We start from the raw sequence: 22,208 nt of genomic DNA, 5'->3' as shown, positions 1-22,208 counted from the left end.
TGTTAGCCCAAACAACTAACGACCGCCAATATGTCTGCCATAGCTGCCTGCGCACAAGGAAAGCTCAGTTTATCGAAACACAAGAAGCTTTGCCAAGCTGTAGTTGACTACTAAAGACACCCCTGCGGCCAAAATCTTAGCCAAATAGACTGGCATATAATCTGACAAAATATAGATCACAATGGTTACCAGCACAAAGGCAGTGGCGGAAGCCAAAATAAAACGTAGTAATTTAGTTAAAGACCGATCACTCGAACTCTCAGAAAAAGTAAATTTAGAGTTCAGGTAGTAACTCAAACATACCGCGAACAAAAAAGCCAAAAGGTTGGCCAGCGCAATCGACAGAGATAACAAATAAAATGCACATAAAAAGATAATGTAATCTACGACTGTATTAACTACACCAACCAATGAAAACTTACCAACTTTAAGCAACTCTTTTTTCAAAATCTGACTTTTCCTGAGCATTTACACTGACAACAGATTGCGCCCTATCTACTGATTCGAGTAAGTATAGGGGACGTTGCTTTACCTCATTAAAGGCACGCCCGAGATATTCCCCAATAACACCAAGAACAAGCAGCTGCACACCACCTAGGAACAGCATAGACACCATGATAGTTGGAAATCCTTGAACACTATCTCCCCAAATTATCGCTTTAAACAAAACAAATAATCCGTATACAAAAGCCGACATTGCTGTAATGAATCCGATATAGCTTGCGATTTTTAGCGGCGCAATAGTAAATGATGTAAAACCTTCTATCGCAAAATTCCACAATTTCCAGTAGTTCCACTTTGTCTCACCGGCAAATCTAGCATCGCGTTCGTACTCAACTTCTGCGTCAGGAAAGCCAACCCAAGAAAACAAGCCTTTCATAAATCGGTGTTTTTCCGGCAATTGCAACAAAGCATCAGTCACACGACGAGAAATCAACCTAAAATCTCCGACATCAGGCGGAATGGGAGTTGAACCTACATTCTGCATAAAGCTGTAAAACGCCTTTGCAGTGACCTTTTTAAGCCAGGTTTCGCCTTCTCGCGACTTTCGCTTCGCATAAACAGTATCAAAGCCCTCCTGCCACTTCTCCACAAGCTTCGGGATTAACTCAGGCGGATCTTGTAAATCGGTATCAATCACTACCATCGCATCACCAGAGGCTTCCGACAAACCGGCTGTCATCGCAATCTCTTTACCAAAATTTCGGCTCAGGTTGACGATAGTGATATCAGGGAATTGCTTTTTTAGCTTTCGCATCACTGCTAGAGTGCTATCTTTGCTTCCGTCATTGATCAAAACAAGTTCGTAATTAAACCCACTCATAGACTTTAGAACGGTCACGCATCGCTTTACAAATTCAGGCAATACCTCCGCTTCATTGTAAGCTGGTGCAATAATCGAAATCAGCTTTTCATTTTTCATCGGCTTAATACCACTACCAGTGTATTTTGATCGAAGTAAATGGAACCTTCTGCTGGCCATACAGGGCGATCGAGAGCTCCTTCCATTACTCTCTTGCGTTCCGTGTCCGAAGCCGCCTCATAGCGTGGATCTAGCAGATGGTAAACACGTTCTCTGGACCAAGGAATATGAAGAACACCTCCAATTCTTGGTTTATCATTAACGACCACTAAATCCACTCTATGATTGCCGGCCTTATCACTACTGCTTAGCACTCGCTCAATATCCAAAAGTATACGATTAGCTGCATAGAGATTTCTTTGACTCTGTGTGTACTCACTAAATGCCTTGTTAGATAACGTAATCATTGAAACCACAACCCAAAGTACTCCCAAAGCCATAATTCCTTTAGAAAATAGCTGTAAGATCTTAACTTTGCTTGTCAAGCTGGCCCCCAAAACCACGACTAAGAAAAAAGCATAAATATAACTAACGCTATATAGGGACCTAGGTGGAAAAGGCGAGTTTTTACTGGCAAAAATTAACCCAAATGGCGCCAGCAGAAGCAAGCCTTGCGCCACCAAAAATAAGGCGATATATGCTAGCTGCCTTTTACACCAGAGTTTTTGAATACAAAACGCATTAAAACTAACAAAAAGAATCGCCATAGCACCATTAATATAAACACCTTGCTGGCTCTGAAACCCTGGTCGCTGGCAACTCTGAAAATTAAAAACGGGCAGAGAATGCTCTGAAAATAAACATATTATTTCCCCATATCTTGAGAAAACCGCTAAGGGATCTATATCTGTTCGGGCACCTATCAGCCAGCCTGTGAGGAAATAAAGAATCTTGGTTAACAGTAAGTAACCTAGCAAAGAGGCTACAATAGCAAGCGCCATCACAATTATTCTGCGAACACTATATCGCTCAAACCTATCCAATAGAGATAAAAGAAACAAGCTCAAAAATACAGTTGCTGCAAGCTCGGTCGAAGCCGGATAGAAAGCCGGAGCGAGCGACAAAAATGCCAAACCCACCAAGTTCTGCCGCCAATCTTGCTTAGCTAGGTAAAACAGCCCAAGAATGGCTACAAAATTTCCTAAGGGGTAGGCTAAGCGCGTACTGTCGAAAGAGAATAGCATCCCATAGTACAGGGAAACACTGGAGATTAAGACAAAACTGTAGACCTGATATTTTCGATCAAAACCGAATAGTGAACAAGCTAGCAAGGCCGTGGCCAAGAGAAACACACTACCCAACAAGGTACTGACTATTGGAGAGGGTAAGGCGCTCTGTAACTTAGCGTAGGTTAGAAAATATGCCCAGCGCCCTTGAGCAATAAAGTTATATGCATCAGACGGATATTGAGCTTGAATAACATCATCGGCATTAAACGCCGGCAGAGCGGCCTGCCCTACATAAGCTATAAATATAATTCCCAGCAAGCTTAGCAGAGATACTCCTGAAAAAGAGTAAGATTGCTGAAGCTTGTCTATAACCCTGTCCATTTTAGCCCCACCGAAACCACAACTGCTAAAAGTTCATATTTAACATTCACATTGTGACATTATATTTACAGAGGGCTAAGACAGCTTATCCAGGATTACTGACCTCCTGTAGCGTACAAATAGATACAATTCGAAGCTTTATGACACACTTACTGTTCAATTTTGTAAGGGCTCTTACTTTTTACCGCCAGATATTTGATATTTCTTATTAAAACCTACTGATCACCTTAGGATATGGACTACAGTCGTAAAACCACCTTGTTCAATGCGGCAATTGAAAAAGTAAATCTGGAAAATAAGATATTGGGGAATACGACAATCAATATTGAATATCCAACAACATCATGAGGTTCGATACCTGGCCTTTCACTGGCCTACTTGGCCTAGCAGAACGTACGGTTAGCTATACTACCAAACTGGAATAAGAAACGTGATACACGCCACTCGAATCCAGTCGAATTAACAAGTCAGGAAAAGGACCACTATAGAGCGCGATAGCAGCCGTACATTTAAAAAGATCGTGATAGATTTTCCTAATACTCAAATTATCACTCTTGACAACGCAATGCTAAGCCTACGTTTAAAGAAATTGAGCTAGGTAACTGTAGCCTTGAATATGCGCATGGAAGATCTGCATAAGTAAAACAAGACAGAGGGCAACTTGGATTTAAACTGCTCCTATAAAATTTTTCCTAAATCGGGAAAGATTCCGAAATGAGTTTAAAGACATACAACCACGTAATAATAAATATGGCCGCCCCCAATGCAAACCCTAAAATACGCAATTCGACCTCATCTGGCTTTGCTGTTTTATATGCAAAGATCATATCCGAATTGTACAGGAAGGATAACACCCAATGATTAGATACCAAAAAAGGAATTAGAATCTTAGCTTTATCTATCAAATTCATGTCTACGCAAAAAGTAAGCGCCATTACCTCCAGCAAAAACAATAAAGTAAAAGCATATTTCTCGCTTAATAGGCCACTCATCAAACGTTGGCTCCCCCTCAATTCTTGCTTTAATTAGTTTTCAAGCACTCTAACGCGCAACACTCAAAGTCATAAATACTATTGACACTGAAAGCCTTCAATGACACCCAACTCATGTAATATTGGGTTTACCTCTCCTTCATATTCCGAGCAGTCAATCTTATGTTTTACTACCAATTGTCCTGTCTATTCATGTTTCCAAATTTCAAAAACCACCAAAAAGTAGTAATTCTTGATTACCTCACCCTCTTCCGGCTTATTCAACTTGGCTTCTCTAGCGTACTTGACAGCATAAGGAACAAAGTTTTTAGTCGGGCTATAATCAATGGGCTTTATGTTATTTAATACCCCTTCAGAATTAACATCGACAGCTAGAAGAACCCATCCCCCTTGCTGTCTAGAATGCTCTTTTTTAGGGTAAAGCTGTTGAGGAGAATTCACCACCGACCCCAAGTCTACACCGTTATTTAGAGCTGATATATCGGGCTTAGGCCGAATTTCACGAATATATATTGACGTACAGCCAGTCAGTAAAATTAGAAATAGAACACCAATAAAAATCTTCATACCTTGCCGACCGATCATCGATAGAAACACAAGTGTTATTATGGGACACCCACTTATTCCAGTATGCAAGTCTACTCTTAGCTAAGAGCTGACACAATGCACCATTAAGGGTTCAACTTACTGAAATTAGTTAGAGGTAAGATTCTAGCCAGTACTTTTAGACTTTTTGAAAGTGGTTAGCAGGAGGGAAGCATTCTTTTAGTGAGTCATTCGCTCATATTTGAGCATGCTAAAAAACACCACTTACAGCCAACCGGCGCAAACCAAAATTTGCTGACTTCTGTCTTAGAGTCGCCAATGCACCGGCTATGAACTTAAAACGGAATTCGAATTGGGTAGCTGCCACCAAAAAATTAGCTGGTTCTACGCCTAGGCGCTGAAGTATTTTCGGCTTGTCATCTGCAACAAAGCCTCTCTTATTCTTTTTAATTTTCCGGCTTGTCCAATCCAGTAGATCTAAATAGTCTCGCAGTCTGAACGGTAAGCCTTTTGGCCTGCATTTTCGAGGGTTTCCTGAAAAGGGGAATAAATTTATCGGCTGTTGTTTAATATGATCTGGATTATGGGACATAACCCTAGCACGTCTAGCCTTCTCTGCTCGTTGTTTTATCGAGGTAAACGCAGAGTCTTCAGGCAACTTTGCCATTTTGGCTCTAACTGGGTTCAGATCGACATAGGCCATGCATGCGGCTAGTGCTTTTTCATCCAGTAAAGCCTGGCTTTTGAAGCGCCCTTCCCAAAACCGCCCACTACACTCATCCTCCCTGTTGGCCTCTCTCGCTAGCCACTCGTTGCAACTGCGCATAAACCAACTAATATCTCTTAGGCGGCTTCGCCATTGCTCTACAACTAAGCCAACTGCATCCAATTCAGCCTTACTTAGGGATTCCGAGTTTTGAAAACGCTGCATCAAGGTGCTGCCTTTAAACAAACCCATCCAGCGCTCAACTACCTCTCTTTGGCTTAGCTTTTCAGCCTTGTCATAGTCAACATGCAAGACTATATGAAAGTGATTACTCATTATTGCGTAGGCGCAAACATCTATACAGAAGATCGATTGCAGGCTCAATATACGCTCTTCGAGCCATCCTCTACGATGTTCATAGTCCCTTCCGCTATAACGATCTTTACCACACAGAAATGCCCGTCGAACACAACGGCTAATACAGTGGTAATAAGGTGTATCGCTTAAAGATATCTGCTGGCTTCTTGCTACTGTCATAAGTCGAAACTACAACAGTTCGACCGTCTTGGTTAGCGCTTTTTTAAAGATTGGATAATTATCAGTGATTTGGCCCAGCTGAAAACCGTCAGGCCTAGGGCAATGAGAGTGTAGAGACAAATAAACCAGATAGGAGGTTGGAGTTACCTCTGCTATCTGGCTTCTTCGCGGCTATGGGTGGGTGTCCTGTCTATTATGAGAGCGTAGAGACAAATAAACCAGATAGGAGGTTGGAGTGACCTCTGCTATCTGGCTTCCTCGTGGCTATGGGTGGGTGTCCCATCTATTTTCCCCGTCTATTTCCGTCTATTTTTCAGGTGGGTGTCCCGCCTATTCCGCTATCTGGCTTCCTCGCGGCTATGGGCGGGTGTCCCGTCTAATTCCGTTATGGGTGGGTGTCCCGTCTATTTACTCGCGGCTATGGGTGGGTGTCCCGTCTATTTACTCGCGGCTATGGGTGGGTGTCCCGTCTATTCTGTGCCATCTATTTTTAGTGGGGGGGGCCCGTCTATACTATTCAGGCTAAAGGTGGGTGTCCCGTCTAGTTTTAAAAGTCGAAACTACAACAGTTCGACCGTCTTGGTTAGCGCTTTTTTAAAGATTGGATAATTATCAGTGATTTGGCCCAGCTGAAAACCGTCAGGCCTAAGGCAATGAGATTGTAGAGACAAATAAACCAGATAGGAGGTTGGAGTTACCTCAGCTATCTGATTTCCTCGCGGCTATGCGTGAGTGTCCCATCCATTTCTATCCAGTTCTATGGGTGGGTGTCGCGTCTATTTGACCTAAGGCAATGAGAGCGTAGAGACAAATAAGCCAGATAGGAGGTTGGAGTGACCACTGCTATCTGGCTTCCTCGTGGCTACGGGTGGGTGTCCCATTTATTTTAACTTGGTTAGCGCTTTTTTAAAGGTTGGCCAATTATCAGTGATTTGGCCTATCTGAAAACCGTCAGGCCTAGGGCAATGAGAGTGTAGAGACAAATAAACCAGATAGGAGGTTGGAGTTACCTCTGCTATCTGGCTTCTTCGCGGCTATGGGTGGGTGTCCTGTCTATTCCAAGTGGGTGTCCCGTCTATTGTCTTTATTCCTATCTATTAGAGGTGGGTGTCCCATTTATGCTTAAGGCAATGAGAGCGTAGAGACAAATAAGCCAGATAGGAGGTTGGAGTGACCTCTGCTATCTGGCTTCCTCGTGGCTATGGGTGGGTGTCCTGTCTATTGTTTAGCTAATTAGCTGTTAATGCTACCAGATTCTCTTTAAAAGAAGACCAGCAAACTCGCCAATAAGATAATCCCTCAAGATATATATCCGATGCTTTATCACTTTTAAATTCTATCTTTTCAGCTTCCAGCTCTGACAAATATGGAAGCTCAACAATGGATTTCACAGCCACTTTTTCTGTAGCTATCTTCCATAATGAGTCAAACTCGAACACCTCACCATGAAGGCTACTGGCATAAAGCAATTCATTTTCAGTGCAAGCCTCATAACCAGCCATATCATTTTTTCCCATAGCTAAATAGTTAGTAGAAGCATCAAGGTTTTTACTGTTGGCAAAAACCAAGTACTCACCACCAACAACAAGCGGAGAAGATGAACGGAATACAAAGCCTGAGTCGCCACCTTTAAATCCTGTTATGACATCAACACTATAATCAGCGCCACAGTTGTAACCATCATTAAGCACAAGCTCCGACTTAACTACTTTTATTTTTGCCACTTTAACCGAGCTATCAACAGCTTCGCGTAAAGTCTTTTTTTCCAGTTGATAAGCCACCGTGTTCGTAACAAAAAGCAAACTGGACACTATAAATATTGCTACTGCCTTCATCATGGATTCTCCTTCCAAACCTCCACGGTTCTACGGCCCATCCTGACAGCCTGACTCTGCGCAATATTCTTACCGAAGCCCCCTCCTTTCCATAGTCTCTGGTTGGTCGGGTGCATATGATAAATTTCGTGAGCAACAGTATCCAATGCCACAGTCAAACTACTTGCACCCCCCCTGTAGACAGTTGCACCTGTGTAATCATAAATATCCATTTCTGCCACACGACCAGGCACGGCCCTATCGACATACTTGAAACTTAGCGCGGGATTATCAAGACCTCCCTCAAGATCATTTATGAAATTAAATTCTTCCGGCAGTAAGCCAGCTTCATACAATCTTCTAAATTCTGCTTGAGCTTCTGTGAGATTTTTTTGCTCTTGAGAGGACTGATCGCCAGGCGTTCCTTCCTTAGCAGGGCTACCACCTTGTGCCAACTCACTAAATAAACTAGCGAACGCTGCGGTGGTTGCCCCATTCGCAAATTTCCCCCCAGTAGCCTTAGATACCGTCCCTCCTACAACTATCTGGGAAATCACCCTAGCGGAAGGTCCCGCTCCTAGCAATTTGCTTAAACCGTGCCCAGCAGGAGCAGATAAACCAGCACTGGCGAAGCCATGACCAAATTTACCTCCCTGTAAAACGCTAGTAATCCCCCCAATTGTTCCTAACTTCATGACCTGCGCAAAACCTTCCCCAAAACCCGCTTTCGCCCAGCTAAATCCTTCGCTAACAGCGCCAAAGGCTGCTGCTGATATACCCTGTATAATGCCAGATTTTAACGCATCACCGAAACTAGCACCTTGCGCTAAAGCATCAGCAAAACCAGCGGCTCCCATGACCAGCCCAACGACCCATAGTTTCGTCACTTCGGCTGCGGCCAGGTAGATTCCTGCCGCTAAAGTAAACACAAAATACCCACTAGGATCCGTAGCATTCAACGGATTATTCCGCACGTAGCTATAACGGTTATACATCTGAGTATCACTAGCAGCCTGCACAAACGGATCCGCCTGCAAAAAGCGCGCTACACGCGGATCATAAATCCGCCCGTTCATGTGAATAATGCCCACATCGTCGAGCATTTCATGACCGGTATAGCCTCGGTTTGTGATTAAGTTATTCACCGAATATTGCACCGAATGCAGTGCATTCAGCACATCAAACATATCCTGCCAGCTGCCAGGGGTCCGGCGAGCACCAAACGCATCAAAACTGAACTCTTGCAGAATGTGACCGTTCTCGTCGGTTATAACATCGGTGCTACCAAGGTGATCCTTGTAGATGTACCGCAGTTGATTTTGCACAGTATCAACAACACCATTGGACTCACTTAAATTCACAATAGCTAGCCCGCCAATGTAACGCTTGTGGCTAACAACGCCGGCCGAGTCATAGGTTTTTTCCACAGAGCCTAGGTACAGTGTAATTTTCTGCTGAGCCCCTCCTATTCCATCAATTCGGGCGTAACGGGATCTATCCGCACCATAGTCAAAACCGATTTTGTTAGCTCCCTTAACAATGGTTTTAACCTTATTAAAGCTGGTATAGCTAATAGTACGCCCATCTGAATAGGTATTGTTGCCATTTTTATCGTAATGGTAGTTACCGCCGTTTACATGGCGCAAGGCATGAGGCCCACCGTTTCCATTAGCCCCAGGGCCGTAGTAGTAACAGTTGCTGGTACTACTACATACATCACTCTTGTAGAGGATATTGCCAAAAGCGTCATACCTTATAGTATTGGAATAGACATAATCTCCAGAGACATCACTTCCAGTTCCTGACTCAATTTTATAAGACTTTAGACGATTCAGAGCATCGTAAGTAAACTCCTCCTTAAACTTCTTATCGCCCCATATATCAACACGATTGAGCAGATTGCCGATATTGTCCCAAGCATACGCCGAATCTTGAATGGTAGTAGCAGTAGCACCACCTGCTTCTAGAGTTTTAAGGCGCCCCATATCCTCTTCGTAAGTTCTTTCTACTACATTGCCATCACCCAGCAATTCATTAGTGATATTTCCCCTAGCATCCATTGAAGTAATGGTTTGGAAATCTTGATTTACACCATTAACATCGCCACTGAGCTTATAGCGATAACCGTTCTGGTTATAGTGATAGCGTAAGCCATTCAGAGAGTAATCATCACCCACCCTTGAAGCATCGTGAACGGTTTTAAGTCGCCCATATTGATCGTAAGCTTGCTTCTCATAGTGGGTGGTTTGTTGACTCGCAATAGTGATCTCTGTTTTTACAGACTCTTGCCTCCCATATTCGTCATAATAAAAAGTTTTCTGCTGTCTAGAGCCATTGTCTAGAGCCGAATCTTTCACATTATCATGGGTTACATAGTCAAGCTGGCCCAAGCCATTGATTGCGGTATCGTACACCCATTCACTCTGTGACGCTAAATCACCTTGACTATCATAATCCTGCCTACTCTCTAATCGGCCCAAACCATCATAGAATTGTTGGCTAACATTGCCTTCAGCATCAGTTTGCTTCGTCAGCTCACCAAACGGATTATACTCGTATTTCCAATGCCCCTTGTCTGGATCGTTCATTGACTTCTTACGACCTAAAAGATCGTAAGAAATTTCTACTGTAACTGTGGCCTGATTAGTGTGCTTATCAACAACCGATAGATTGCCTTGTGAATCATAACCGTAGGCTAGACGTGTGCCTATAGAGTCTGTAGCCACACTATTTTCAGCGTAGTCAAATACTTCCGTCAACTCACCGAGTACGTTCTTCCTTTCACGTTTTACTAGGTCTGCCGCGTTTACTCCTGTCCTAGTTACCGTAGTTGTCGTCGTATAGTTCTTGTAACCGATAGTTGAAATGCTACCGTTGGGCGCTGTCACTCGCTTAACGCGTCCAAGCAAATCATACTCATTACTCGTCCAATATTTAGCGACCTCATAACTAGGTTCTGATACACGCTTCACTCGGCCCAAATTGTCGTATTGGGTTTCCTTTGAGATCCACTGGTCAACAGCGAACCCAAGCGCTCTTTCTTCTACCTGCCTACCTAAAGAATCAAAACAAACTTCCGATTTGGCACCACCGGATGTTTTGCTAATCGACCTATACACTGCGGTAGAGCCACATTCACCTGCAAAATTTGTTAGTAGATCAATACTCCAACTACCAGATTCGCTTGCTTGCCCATAGCGCAAGCCTCTTGGCGTATAAGCATAGACAGTTTCAATGCTATTTAAGCTACTTGCGTTGGTATAGCTAAATGTACGAAGCGGTGCACCAAACTTGTTACGCGAATCAATGCTTTGGACCTTTCTCCCTAGGCAGTCCGACTGTGAAACCATATAACGACCGTATGTGTCGTATGTTGTTCTACCAAGTGCGCATCGGGTGTTATTGTCAGCTGCAGCGGTTTGTTTAGCGCCAATTTTATTGCCGAAGTCGTCATAACGATGCTCAGTTATCAGTTCAAAATCCAGCTGCCCAGGCTCTATAATCTCCTTGTCTAACAAGCCAGACAATTTGCCTAAGTCTCTGTATTCAAAAGCGGAAACACGCGTTGACTCACTTTGAGGAGTGCTGTCGCCGGCCACTTTATAACGCTGCTTGGTAACCGTCGCTTTCGTTAAGCGGCCTAGCTCTCGATAGCTGTGCGATTGTGATCTTCCTAATAGAGTCAGGCTTCCATTGTATTCATTTATGGTCGTTGTTCTGAATAAACCTTCAGAGGCTTGTCTTCCGGTAGTTTCAACGCTTATCTCAGTAGGGTTACCAAAATCATCATAACTTGTATTGGTTTCAACCTTGGAGAGTCTCGCGCCAGTGGTGCTAAGGTCTTCCATTAGGTTGTAGCTTTCTTCAATGGACTTCGCTATGTATGGCTTTACTGCACCCAATGAAGCAGTACCCGATGAAGCAATAGTATTTTGCCAACTAGATTTATTAAAACCCTTAAGCTTCCAAATATTTTCAGCACGACTTAATAAGGCGCCATTCTGTGTGCGAGTTTCAGTCAGCATCGGGTAACCAATAAATGGCCAATCCTGCCTGTAATGAGTATGGGTTTTAACCCGCGTTTGCATATCCTCAGTAATTAGCTGATCAAAACCAAGTAAGCCCCGGCCAGCAGCCTGTAATTTTGCCCCTGCATAGTAGTAGTTGATTGAACTGCTGTTATTGTTTGAATTAGCAATAGGGGCCGAGCTTGCAACCGTTGTAACCAATGAAATCGGTGCTCGCAGCTCTAGCACAACCGAAGATTTATCTAAGCTGTGACTGTCGTTATTAACATTCCAACTACTTTTGTTTAAGTAACTATAAAAGTCGGGAATGGTATTCACATCATTAAAGACATTACTACGGTAAGCAATGCGATTCCCAGTACTCCAATCTATATAGCGCTCTGGAGAATAATGCTCATTGATTATGCCCCACAGGTCCTTACGAATGTAATGGTCACTCTGGGACATGGTTTGATAATTAATGGTGGTTCTCGCACCCAGGCCATTTGTAATGCTTTTGACAAGGTTGAATGGTGACGTTTTTAAGCCTTGACGCGTGATCAAATCTTCATCAGCTAGGCGAATATAATCCAAACTACCATCGCCGCTCATATCGAAGAATAAGTGGCTTTGACTTGAGCCGCCTGTTATATCAGCAATACCAGCAGGGGCAACAAAGTTTTGAAGTTTATTATTCCAAATGGCTACCTGTACTTTATTCGTCGAATAATTTGGCCAAATTAGATCGGTATAACCATCATGATTATAATCGGCCAGTTGCAAACCATCGATTTCCACATTGCTATGCAAGGCGATTGCCGCTGTAGAAAACCCTCCCTCTCCATCAGCCAGATACAAAGAGTTGTTATCAATAAGATCGGCTAAACCGTCACTGTTTACATCTTGCAAACGGTATTGTCTTTCTACTCCCTGAGCAACGGGACTGGTATAAGTTTCTACACTATAACTTCCGTCAGCAGTGCTCGCTAAGACAAATTCCTTAGCCGTTTGCGGATTTTTGTTTTCGAGGTCTGTTACTAGAAAATCGATTCTACCGTCACCATTTACTTCTCCTGCCATCAGCTTTTGAGTATCGCTACCCGCAGCGAAGGTGGCTAAATGATACTCTGCACCCCATTGATAAAACTGGCTCGAGCTAAAGCTCTGACTACTGCTGCGCTGCAAATAACGAACTTTTAATTGACGGTTTGACCCCACTTTTGAGAGGTACACAGCATCAGCCAAGCCATCAGAGTTCACATCAACAAATTGCGCTTCTTTTTCAGTAAGACCGGTGTCTAGTGCATAGTAGTTTAAACGCCATGAGGATACACCAACGGCTGTTTCTACTGGCACAGAGAGATACACCTGCCATTCGCTGCCGTTATAAGTAGCGACATCCATTCGGCCATCGGCATTGTAATCGAGAACCTCTAATGGAAATTCCTTATCATTTGGCAAACTTCCCGTTGTTATTTCGCCTAGCCCCTCAGTGCCCTTCTTAAATGCACCTTGTACAAAGCCGCCTTGCTGGTTTGATACCGCATATAACATCTTGGCGACATTATTATGAATATCTAGCCATACTAAATCGGTATAGCCATCACCATTAATATCGGCAGGCTTGAAATTGAACAAGTAGCGGTGTTTGTATTCGCTGAGATCGATACTTGAGGAAGCTGAAGAGAAACCTGAAACCGGTAACTCCCAGGTGAAACTTGTAGCTGCCAGACAAGTATCTGAAACCTCTGGATCTACACAGTCTGTTATCTTCGCCACTCGGCTTAACGAATCCGTACCCACTTGTGACGCAAACTGATAAGCAATCGAGTAGGAGCGCACTATATCAAAGCTGCCATTGTAATCATGGTCATTATAAGACACTACGCGCGCTAAACGTTTGTCTTGCTTTATTGTTGCGCCTGCAATATTAGAGCGAATATAGTCATCACGATCCTGGTACTCAAAATCGATATAGGCCGAATGATAATGACCAGAACCGTAAGCGTAGCGTATTTGGTCAATACGCTGTCCCTGACCATTGCCGTTGTTTTCATAAAAGAACTTAATCGGATTAGCTAAACTATCTTGGAATTCACTAATTCCCCAAGACAGTGTCTTATTGTTAACCCCTAGCTGTTTACTTTTTCTAGTATCGTTGTCTTTACCATAAAAGCTAATTGAGCCATCCTTTCGCTCTACGGTGAAGTATTCGGGATCTCCACTTGTTCCCCCTACCGCAGTAACCGTCGTAAAGCTATCGATTTCTGTTTTGTATTCGCTATTTGCTTCGCCATAGCTGCCACTTACCACAACTAAGCGTTGACCATCCAAGCAAAAGCGGTCATTTGCATTCCACTCAATAGCCAAGGCTTGGCGATCTTGATGTAAAGTTTGACGACAACGGGAAATGCTACTTAAACCATTAATAGACCAACCAAGTCCCATCAAGCCATTACCTGCCTGACTGCTATAAGACAAACTGACTTGTGGAACAACACCCGCCGTTCCGGCTGGGGCAGCTACCGGTACATTATAAGTCGCCGCACCTGACTCATTGACACGGAATGCACCACCCAATGTGCCTACCTTATCGGTATTGCGAATCTGGTCGTCTCTTGCGAGATTACCGTTTAGTAATTCAGATATCGCTGAATATCCTGCTGACTGACCAATATCAACTGTTAAGACAGCAAATCCACTACAGCTAGTTGCACTTGTACACTGTTGTACACGATACTTGTATTCACCAGCGGTACTTTTCTGCCCTACTGAAAAATTGGTATTTGGGCCTTCATAACGAATCAACCATTCGCTGGTTCCAGGTAGCAACTCGTATAATTTATAGCTACTAACGTTATCGCCCCCAGCATTCCATGACAATTCGAATGGCTGATTGATGGATACTGTAGTTGGATTAACCTTAAAGCCCGTTGGAATACCCGCATCACAAGTTAAAGTACGGCGACCAATCAATTTATTGCGTTCTGGCTGCCCTGTAGCGATATTTGAGATTGCATAGCCTAATATGTCCTGACCACAAAACTCCTGAAATTTTTCTTCGCTTAACTTCCAAGCAAACCTGAAGTTTGTGTTCTCAGTTGCACAGCGAAGACCAATCCCTTCTTCGCCCAACTTATCTGCGGACGCACCACCTACAAGCTCACCCAAATCATTTGGCTCACCCGTGTAGAAACGAACGGTAATACTCTCTTCGTTATCAACATCACAGGCCCACCCTACAAATTCGCGAGAATCATTAGGGTTATATCCCTCGAAGTTACCTTCAAGCCCAGGACATATTAAATGATGGGTGCCTATCCATTTTGTTTTGCCTGCAACCTTTGCATAAGCGCTTATTTCACCTGAACGGGTTTTGTTCAAGCAGTATTGGTTAAGCATTGAATCAGGCATTTGCCATTTGAAGCGGAATCTAGTGCTTTGAGTATTACAACTGGTGGCAATACCAGCCTCACCGACAATATTAGGCAGCAAGGTGTGAATTAGTTTATTTGGTGAGGTGTCATCCTTCGCCGCAGCATAAAAATCCACACTGATCGGATCTTCGTTATCACGCTGACAGGCCCAGCCTTGAAGTTGTTTGTGGTTAGAGTTAACCAAGCCCTCAAAACTACCTCGAAGCTCAACCTCTGGGCATTCTGTTGAATGAGTACCTATCCACTTCGACTGACCATTGTGCTGAGCATAACCCGAAATAGGCTTGCCACAGTACTGCAGCATTTCAGATGCGCTGAAGACTTTTGTGAATCTGAAATTAGAGTTTTGGGTGTGACAGCTGTTCGCAATACCGACTTCACCCGCACTCGAGGGGCTTACATTGAATATAGGTGAAGATAAATCATTCTTTTCACCTTGGTAAAACTGAACTTGAATTGGGCTTTCATGTAATTGCATACAAGCCCAACCCTGCATTTTTTCTGGGGCACCTTGATGTACAAAGCCTTCAAAGTTGCCTCGAGGCATAGGCATAGAAACATTTACAGATGCTTCTGTAGAGGAGCTGCAAACGCCATTATTACAAGCCCAAACTCGGAAATAATGCACACCAGCACCCTGCACCTGATGTTGCCATGTTCGCTGGTTTTGAGAAAAGATCGTCGTCCAACTGCTAGCACCCGCCGCCTTATAATCAACTTGATACTTGTCAACAACGCCACTGGCTTGCCCCCAGCTTAGCTGTACGGTTTCAGTGCTAAGTAGATCGCCGGGTGTTAGTGTGAAATTTGGGACGTTCCCGGGTTTTAAAACAGTGACAGAACGAGCAACAGAAGCACTGCAAACAGTGCCATTACAAGCTCTCACTCTGAATTGATGCGTGCCGCCGCCATTGACGACATACTGCTTACTGCGACTAGGGTTGTGATGAATTGTGGTCCAACTTGAGGCCGAGGGCGATTTATAGTCTACTTGATAATCATCGACTGTGCCTGATGACGCCGCCCCCCAAGACATACTTACTGATTGACCGCTGTACAAGGTAGTTGGACTCACTTGAAAACTCGAGACACTTCCCGGAGGCTGGGGCTGAGTAACGTTTACCGTATGGTATTTATAAGGGCCGCACTGGCCTTGATAGCAAGCCATAATACGAAACTCATTCGCCCCAACAGTATCCATTTGATAGGTTTTACTGCGGCTAGAGTGATAGTGAATCGTAAAACGGGATTGCCCTGGCTTTTTAAGGTCTACTTGGTATTTATCAACTGTTCCGCGTGCTGCCCCCCAATTAAGCGTGATACTTCCACCTTTTTCGACACTACTAGGCCCAGAAACATTGCCTACAGCTGATGGTTTGGGAGAAACACTTACCGAATGGTATTTTTTAGAGCCACACTGGCCTTTGTAACAGGCCATCACCCGAAATTGATGGGTTCCGCCGCCGCTTACATTGTAGGTTTTTGAGCGTGAGCCACTGTAGTGAATGGTGAACCAATTGCCGGTTGGGGTTTTATAATCTACTTGGTAGCGATCGACACTTCCACTCGCACTTCCCCAGTTCAAATATACGTTTTCACCACTGTAGGCCGAGCTTGGGCCATTGAAGTATGAAACTGCAGAAGGCTTAGGTGGGCAGGCCAGGTAGTGAGAACCGATATACTTTGAGCCTGCTGGATTGTAAGCATAGCCGGTAATATAATTGCCACAATACTGCTGGACCTTTGACGTACTGGGTGTCCAGTTAAATCGAAAGTTACTATTGGAGGTACTGCAAGTTGTTGCGATACCGCGCTCCCCGCCTCTTGAAGCAACAACGCCACCAAAGAACGTACTGTAGTTTCCTCGACCGCCCACATAAAAATGCACAGCAATAGCCTGCTCTTTATCTACCTGACATGCCCAACCAAACAAAGAAGGCGTACCACTGATTCCTTCGTAGTTTCCTTTTAATGTATAGGCTTGGCTAAAACCAGACAAAGAGAGTAGTAAAGTAAGAAAAAGACTAAAGCGGAAAAAATACACACTAAGTTCCTTTTAGTTGAGCGCAGGGGCGAGTGGCGTAAATACGCAGCAAGCGTAGGTAGCACCAATTAAATTTGCGCGTCGATACTATCCCAGCAATTTTTTATATGCAGTAAAAAAATTAGCTTTTTTGATTTCGCTCACAAAAATCCAACTTATTTACCAGGAATTGTTTTAGTAAAAACTAACATTGCGATATACCCGTCACCCTAAAAAACCCCTGTGTCATCTAATTCATTTTTCTATTTTTTATTATTCTTCCTTATTTTATCAGCTGATTAACACATACAAGTGACTTCAATATTTCAATACCGTTTTGAATGTATTAAAAACAAAAAAGCCAGGCGATTGCCTGGCTTTTTTAATAAACAACTAACACAAAAATTAATTCGCACCCGGCCAGCTCGCCCACCAGTTGCGGAACTGCTGCCATTGATCATCCAACCATGCCTGTTGGCTGCTGGTCAATCGATCCGTTGGGTTTAATTGATATTCGTACTCTGTGTTGCCTTCCAACACCATTAGGCGCTTATAGAACAATACCAAATCAGTGCCTTCGTCAATCTTTGATAATACCGCCATGGCATCGTTTAGCTCGTTTGCCAAACGAAATGCAGTGGCATCACCTTTAGCAGCCTGCTCAGATAGCTCAACTAGGCGAAGTACTTCTTTTGGCAAAGCGTTACCGACACCTGTGATAGCACCACCTGCGCCACAGCGAACAAAACCGTGAACAACTTGCGTATCCACACCCACCATCAAGGTAAGATCTGGGTCGCCACTGGTAATGTGCTCGGCGGCATAGCTCATAGACTCGGCGCCACCAAACTCTTTAAATCCCACTAGGTTGGCGTGCTCTTGGCGCAAGGCAAAGAACAAATCGGCTTTGGTTTCATAGCCATAATACGGGCTGTTATAAATTACCGCAGGAATAGATGGTGCCGCCTGCAGGATGGCCGCAAAGTGAGCACGCTGAGCGGTTGCTGAAATGCCGCGTGATAACACACGAGGAATCACCATTAAACCAGCAGCGCCTACCTTTTCGGCATGAGCAGCTAGAGCCACAGCACGAGCTGGGCTTTGGGCACCGGTACCAACAATGGTTGGAACGCCAGCTTCAACCAAGGCTTCTACACCTTGCATACGCTGCTCATCAGTTAGCAAAGGCCAATCACCCATGGAGCCGCAGTACACCACCGCGCTCATACCGGCTTCGATTAGCTCTTTACCTTTGCGGGCCAAGCCCGCGAAATCCGGTGTGCCCTCGGCGTTACAAGGGGTCATTAAGGCTGGAATACAGCCGCTAAATACAGATTGCATTGCAGACATAGAATTCTCTCTTTCACTGTTCACTATGGCCAGAAGATGGACATATGCTATAAATTACTCGCAATTGTGTCTTTACCATGACTATAATGCAAACTTGATTTTTGGCATAATTTAACAATGACTAATAATAATCCAGCCACAAGCCTATATGCACAGTTAGCCGAGCCCTTCCCTGCTGAAGAGATGTTCGACCTTATCCCTAACGTTGTGTTTTTTGTCAAAAATAGCGCAGGCTGCTATGTCAGCGTTAATCAAACTCTTGTCGATCGAAGTGGCCGCAAAAGCAAAAGCGAGCTAATTGGCTGCAGTCCTTCTGAGATATTAGGCAGCCATTTGGGCAAGGGTTATGAAGAGCAAGATCAAAAAGTTTTGCAATCTGGCCAACAGCTAGTCGATGAGCTGGAACTACATGTTTATCAAAATCGCGAAGTTGGCTGGTGCTTAACGGCCAAGCGCCCCTTGGTAGGGAAAAATGGCGATATTGTTGGCTTAGTCGGAGTATCGCGAGATTTAAAACTACCCGATGTTACCAGCGAAGATTTTGAGCGAATTTCAGAGGTTATCGAATACGCCCAAGAGCGGGTAGCAAACCCACCTACTCTCGCCGAGATGGCCGAAATAGCGGGCATGTCTATTTACCAGTTAGATAGACGTATGAAAAAACTTTACGACCTACCCACCGGCCAATGGCTACTAAAGATTCGAATCGATCATGCCAGCCAATTACTGCTAAACAGCGACCGCTCTATTGCCGATATTGCAATGGATTGCGGCTATGCCGATCAAAGTGCTTTTACAAGGCAGTTTAGGCGTACTACAGGACAGACACCTTCTACGTTTAGAAAACTGCGGGAGTAATAATACGCACCTGCCCCATCATAAGCTGTCGTTTGCTATTTATTAATCTGCCGCCGAGACAAGACTAAGAAAGTCATAGCAAGCATTAACATTAAGAATGGCGGGAATACTGGAATTTGCTGGGGGCTTGCTAGAGCAAGCGGGAAATTTCCTACTCTAAAAACACTTAAGCCACTATCTACTTCACTAGTGGCGACTAGGTATACCTCTGATCCAATTCTCGCCTCAGCCACCGAAAAAACAGTGTTGAGGTTCACAGTAGCGTCATCAGCAATATTAGCATTTGCCAAGCCTACTTGAGTAAATCCCGATGTGCTTACCTCAAATGCGCTAAGCCCATTGTCTCCACTGGTTCCTGTAACAATGAAGGTTCGCCCATCTCCCGATAAACTAGTAACTAGCTGCACCGTATCAAGAAACACCGTCGCATCATCGCTTATATTCGCCCCGGTTAACCCGGCCTGAGTCAAGCCTGAGGTCGTTAACTCAAACATGCTAAGACCAGAATCGACACTACCACCGACAACCACAAAAGTTTGTGCTCCTAACTGGAAGGAGGTAACCGAAGCGGCCCCGTTCAAATTCAAAGTAGCATCGTCGGTTATATTGGCATTGGTAATTCCCGCCTGGCTTAATCCCGATGTTGTAAGTTCGAAGACACTAAGGCCATGCTCAGTATCATTTGCAGCAACAATATAGGTTTGCCCACCAACCATTGCCGTCGTAAGTGCGGTGATACCAGCAAGATTATAGGCCGCGTTATCTACATCATTGATATTAGCGTTCGCAATCCCCAGCTGACTAAGACCAGAGGTAGTAACCTCAAACATACTTAAGCCACCATCAGTGCTACTAGACACCACGATAAAGCTGCGACCTGCAATTGTCGCCGCTGTGGCAAACTGAGGGTCGCTTAAGTTTAAGGTGGCATCATCACTGATATTGGCATTTGTGATGCCAGATTGTGACAAGCCTGAAGCGCTTAACTCAAAAATACTCAAACCAGCATCGGTATCGCCTAGAGCGGTTACAAAAGTACGCCCAGCCACCTCAGATACCACCAATGAATATGGTGAACTAAGGTTTAAAGTGGCATCATCAAGGATATTGGCATTAGTAATACCCACTTGCGACAAGCCCGCAGGCGTAAGTTCGAAGACACTTATGCCATCTTCTGCATAACCAGCGGCCACTATATAGGTACGACCGCCCACAACTGCAGACACAACATAGCCAGCACCATCAATGGCAAGGGTGGCATCATCATTGACGTTATCGATGTTATCGCCAAAAAAATCTACCTGAGCACTGCTAATGCTTGATGACAATAAAGCGATAAAAATTGTTACTGCATAAGCGATCGTTCGCATTTTTTCATCCGTGATGGTTATTTATAAGCAGATTAGAAAATTGATCAAACAACTTTACAAATTGATTTCTAAGGCCAATATCTAAGTGATAGCTTAATTTTCAAAAATGTAAACGAACAAAAGGGATGAGTTATTCATAAAACGCTATAACGCATCCAAAAGGAGAAATCCGTCTCCCCTTTTATAAGTTAAATTCAATAGACGTAAATTTTGTAGAAAACAAATTAGAGTGCCAACTTTTTGGCTATCTCCTTAAAGGCCTGCATTCTACGTTTAGCGGTTTCTCTTGCCGCATTGGAAGGCGTTTTTGCACTGGCAAAAGTCGCAATAAGAATATCATTGGGCTTATCAACATATAGGATTTGACCATATATACCGCGTGCCGTGAAAATACCATTCTCATCATGCACCCACCAAAAATTCTTATATGCACTCAGCTCACTGTCATACACTGGGCTACCCTGTTGACGATATACACTGCGAGTAACGGCTAATTTATTTTGAGCAGGGATCTCAGTAATTGATTTAATCGCTGACTCTGGAAACACCTGCTTCCCGGCAATCCGTCCGTCATTCATCACCGCAATACCAAAGCGTGCAAAATCCCGTAAAGTGGTATTCATACCACCGGTAGCCACCGGTACAAAGCCCGAATCAGCCGTGATAAAAGCATCATGCTCGGCACCTAACTTCGACCAAATTTCTTCGGTGATAAAGGCCTTAAGACTTTTGCCGCTCACGCGCTCAATAAGCCAGCCAATCACATCAACATTGGGTGATTGATACTGAAAGGTATGTGCAGCTGGCAACTCGGTATTGGCTTGAAAACGCTGAAGCAAAGGCCTAACGCTTCGAGGCGTTTCATAGCTATCTTGCTTTAGCATCATCAAATCAAAAGCTGGCAATAGACCAATGCGCTTGAAGTATTCGAAAGCTATCGAGCCAGGTTTCGAATCAATCATAGCCTCTTGGTAATCAATAGCCGTAGACATATTCAGCGTATCTTGAACACTCGCCCTAGCCCAAGCAGAAGACTTTAGCTCCGGCAAATAATCACTGACCTTCTTTTCCAGATCGATTTGCCCACGCTCAACTAGAACTCCAGCCGCCATTCCTATTAAAGATTTGGTACTGGAAGCCCACAAGTGATGATCATGGGGGCCAAAGCCATCGTAGTAAGCCTCCCAAACGATCTCGCCACCTTTTAACACCACAATGCCATCAGTTTGATCGGCCGCTAGGCTTTCAGCTACTGAATAGCGCTTACCACGGTGCTCAAATTGCAGCGAGGATAGATCCTGCTGTTTAGCGCGTGGTATTTCGAAGACATCGCCAGCCCTCGGGATCATCAGCGTATGCATAATACCCATATTACGCAGGGCCCAACGGTTATAAGGTGGCAATGGCCAATTTTGCAAAGTCACATCAGAATAGGAGGCCACAGAGCCTTGAGTAGGCTTTGCTTCTGTAGCCGTATCGGCATAAGAAAAACAAGAAAAGAGTAGGAAGAGAATCAAAAAGCGCATAGCAATAGTTCCAAGGTTTGGGAAACACACTATACGTATTTACCCTTACTTCAAATAGAGCTAAAAAAACCGAATCTGGCAATATTGACCATAAGCTAATCGAGGCTGATAAACAGACCTAAAATGGCT

The 22,208-nt window shown here is 44.2% G+C and carries 11 protein-coding genes; 1 reads left to right on the top strand and 10 read right to left on the bottom strand.

What is annotated here, in order from left to right; genetic code table 11:
- Positions 1–69: 69 nt before the first annotated feature.
- The 8 genes from Q1A08_RS21455 to Q1A08_RS00550 all read right to left on the bottom strand — a co-directional run bounded on the left by Q1A08_RS21455 (position 70) and on the right by Q1A08_RS00550 (position 18,325).
- Positions 70–468, bottom strand: coding sequence for a GtrA family protein (locus Q1A08_RS21455; protein WP_363323466.1), 399 nt, complete (start codon positions 466–468; stop codon positions 70–72).
- Positions 428–1,423: a glycosyltransferase family 2 protein gene (locus tag Q1A08_RS00580; RefSeq protein WP_299768176.1), complete on the bottom strand. Its 996-nt coding sequence runs from the start codon at positions 1,421–1,423 to the stop codon at positions 428–430. Before Q1A08_RS00580 ends, Q1A08_RS21455 begins: the two co-directional genes overlap by 41 nt.
- Positions 1,420–2,913, bottom strand: coding sequence for a glucosyltransferase domain-containing protein (locus tag Q1A08_RS00575; RefSeq protein WP_299768173.1), 1,494 nt, complete (start codon positions 2,911–2,913; stop codon positions 1,420–1,422). The genes Q1A08_RS00580 and Q1A08_RS00575 overlap by 4 nt, the downstream gene beginning before the upstream one ends.
- 1,178 nt (positions 2,914–4,091) lie before the next feature.
- On the bottom strand, positions 4,092–4,472 hold the full coding sequence (locus Q1A08_RS00570) for an energy transducer TonB (RefSeq protein ID WP_299768170.1): 381 nt from the start codon (positions 4,470–4,472) through the stop codon (positions 4,092–4,094).
- Positions 4,473–4,701: 229 nt separating this feature from the next.
- Positions 4,702–5,694, bottom strand: a complete 993-nt coding sequence (locus Q1A08_RS00565) for a transposase (protein ID WP_299768167.1) — start codon at positions 5,692–5,694, stop codon at positions 4,702–4,704.
- A gap of 1,229 nt (positions 5,695–6,923) precedes the next feature.
- Positions 6,924–7,532 (bottom strand): hypothetical protein, encoded by a 609-nt coding sequence (locus Q1A08_RS00560; RefSeq protein ID WP_299768165.1) that lies wholly within the window; start codon positions 7,530–7,532, stop codon positions 6,924–6,926.
- Positions 7,529–16,996 carry an RHS repeat-associated core domain-containing protein gene (locus tag Q1A08_RS00555; RefSeq protein WP_299768163.1) on the bottom strand — a complete coding sequence of 3,156 codons (9,468 nt, stop codon included), beginning with the start codon at positions 16,994–16,996 and terminating at the stop codon, positions 7,529–7,531. Before Q1A08_RS00555 ends, Q1A08_RS00560 begins: the two co-directional genes overlap by 4 nt.
- A gap of 384 nt (positions 16,997–17,380) precedes the next feature.
- Entirely contained in the window at positions 17,381–18,325 is a 945-nt protein-coding gene (locus Q1A08_RS00550; RefSeq protein WP_299768160.1) for a dihydrodipicolinate synthase family protein, read from the bottom strand.
- A 117-nt stretch (positions 18,326–18,442) separates the two neighbouring features.
- Between Q1A08_RS00550 and Q1A08_RS00545 the strand changes: the two genes are divergently transcribed.
- Complete coding sequence (locus tag Q1A08_RS00545; protein ID WP_299768158.1) at positions 18,443–19,183, top strand: AraC family transcriptional regulator; 741 nt, start codon at positions 18,443–18,445, stop codon at positions 19,181–19,183.
- A gap of 35 nt (positions 19,184–19,218) precedes the next feature.
- Here Q1A08_RS00545 and Q1A08_RS00540 read toward each other — a convergent pair whose 3' ends face one another.
- Both Q1A08_RS00540 and Q1A08_RS00535 read right to left on the bottom strand, forming a co-directional pair.
- Positions 19,219–20,553: a hypothetical protein gene (locus tag Q1A08_RS00540; protein WP_299768156.1), complete on the bottom strand. Its 1,335-nt coding sequence runs from the start codon at positions 20,551–20,553 to the stop codon at positions 19,219–19,221.
- Positions 20,554–20,777: 224 nt separating this feature from the next.
- Positions 20,778–22,079, bottom strand: a complete 1,302-nt coding sequence (locus tag Q1A08_RS00535; RefSeq protein ID WP_299768153.1) for a serine hydrolase — start codon at positions 22,077–22,079, stop codon at positions 20,778–20,780.
- Positions 22,080–22,208 lie beyond the last annotated feature (129 nt).

This window comes from uncultured Pseudoteredinibacter sp. (assembly GCF_947500695.1).
Taxonomy (GTDB): domain Bacteria; phylum Pseudomonadota; class Gammaproteobacteria; order Pseudomonadales; family Cellvibrionaceae; genus Pseudoteredinibacter.
Note: the sequence above shows the minus strand (reverse complement) of the source record. Positions and strands in the feature narration are given on the sequence as shown.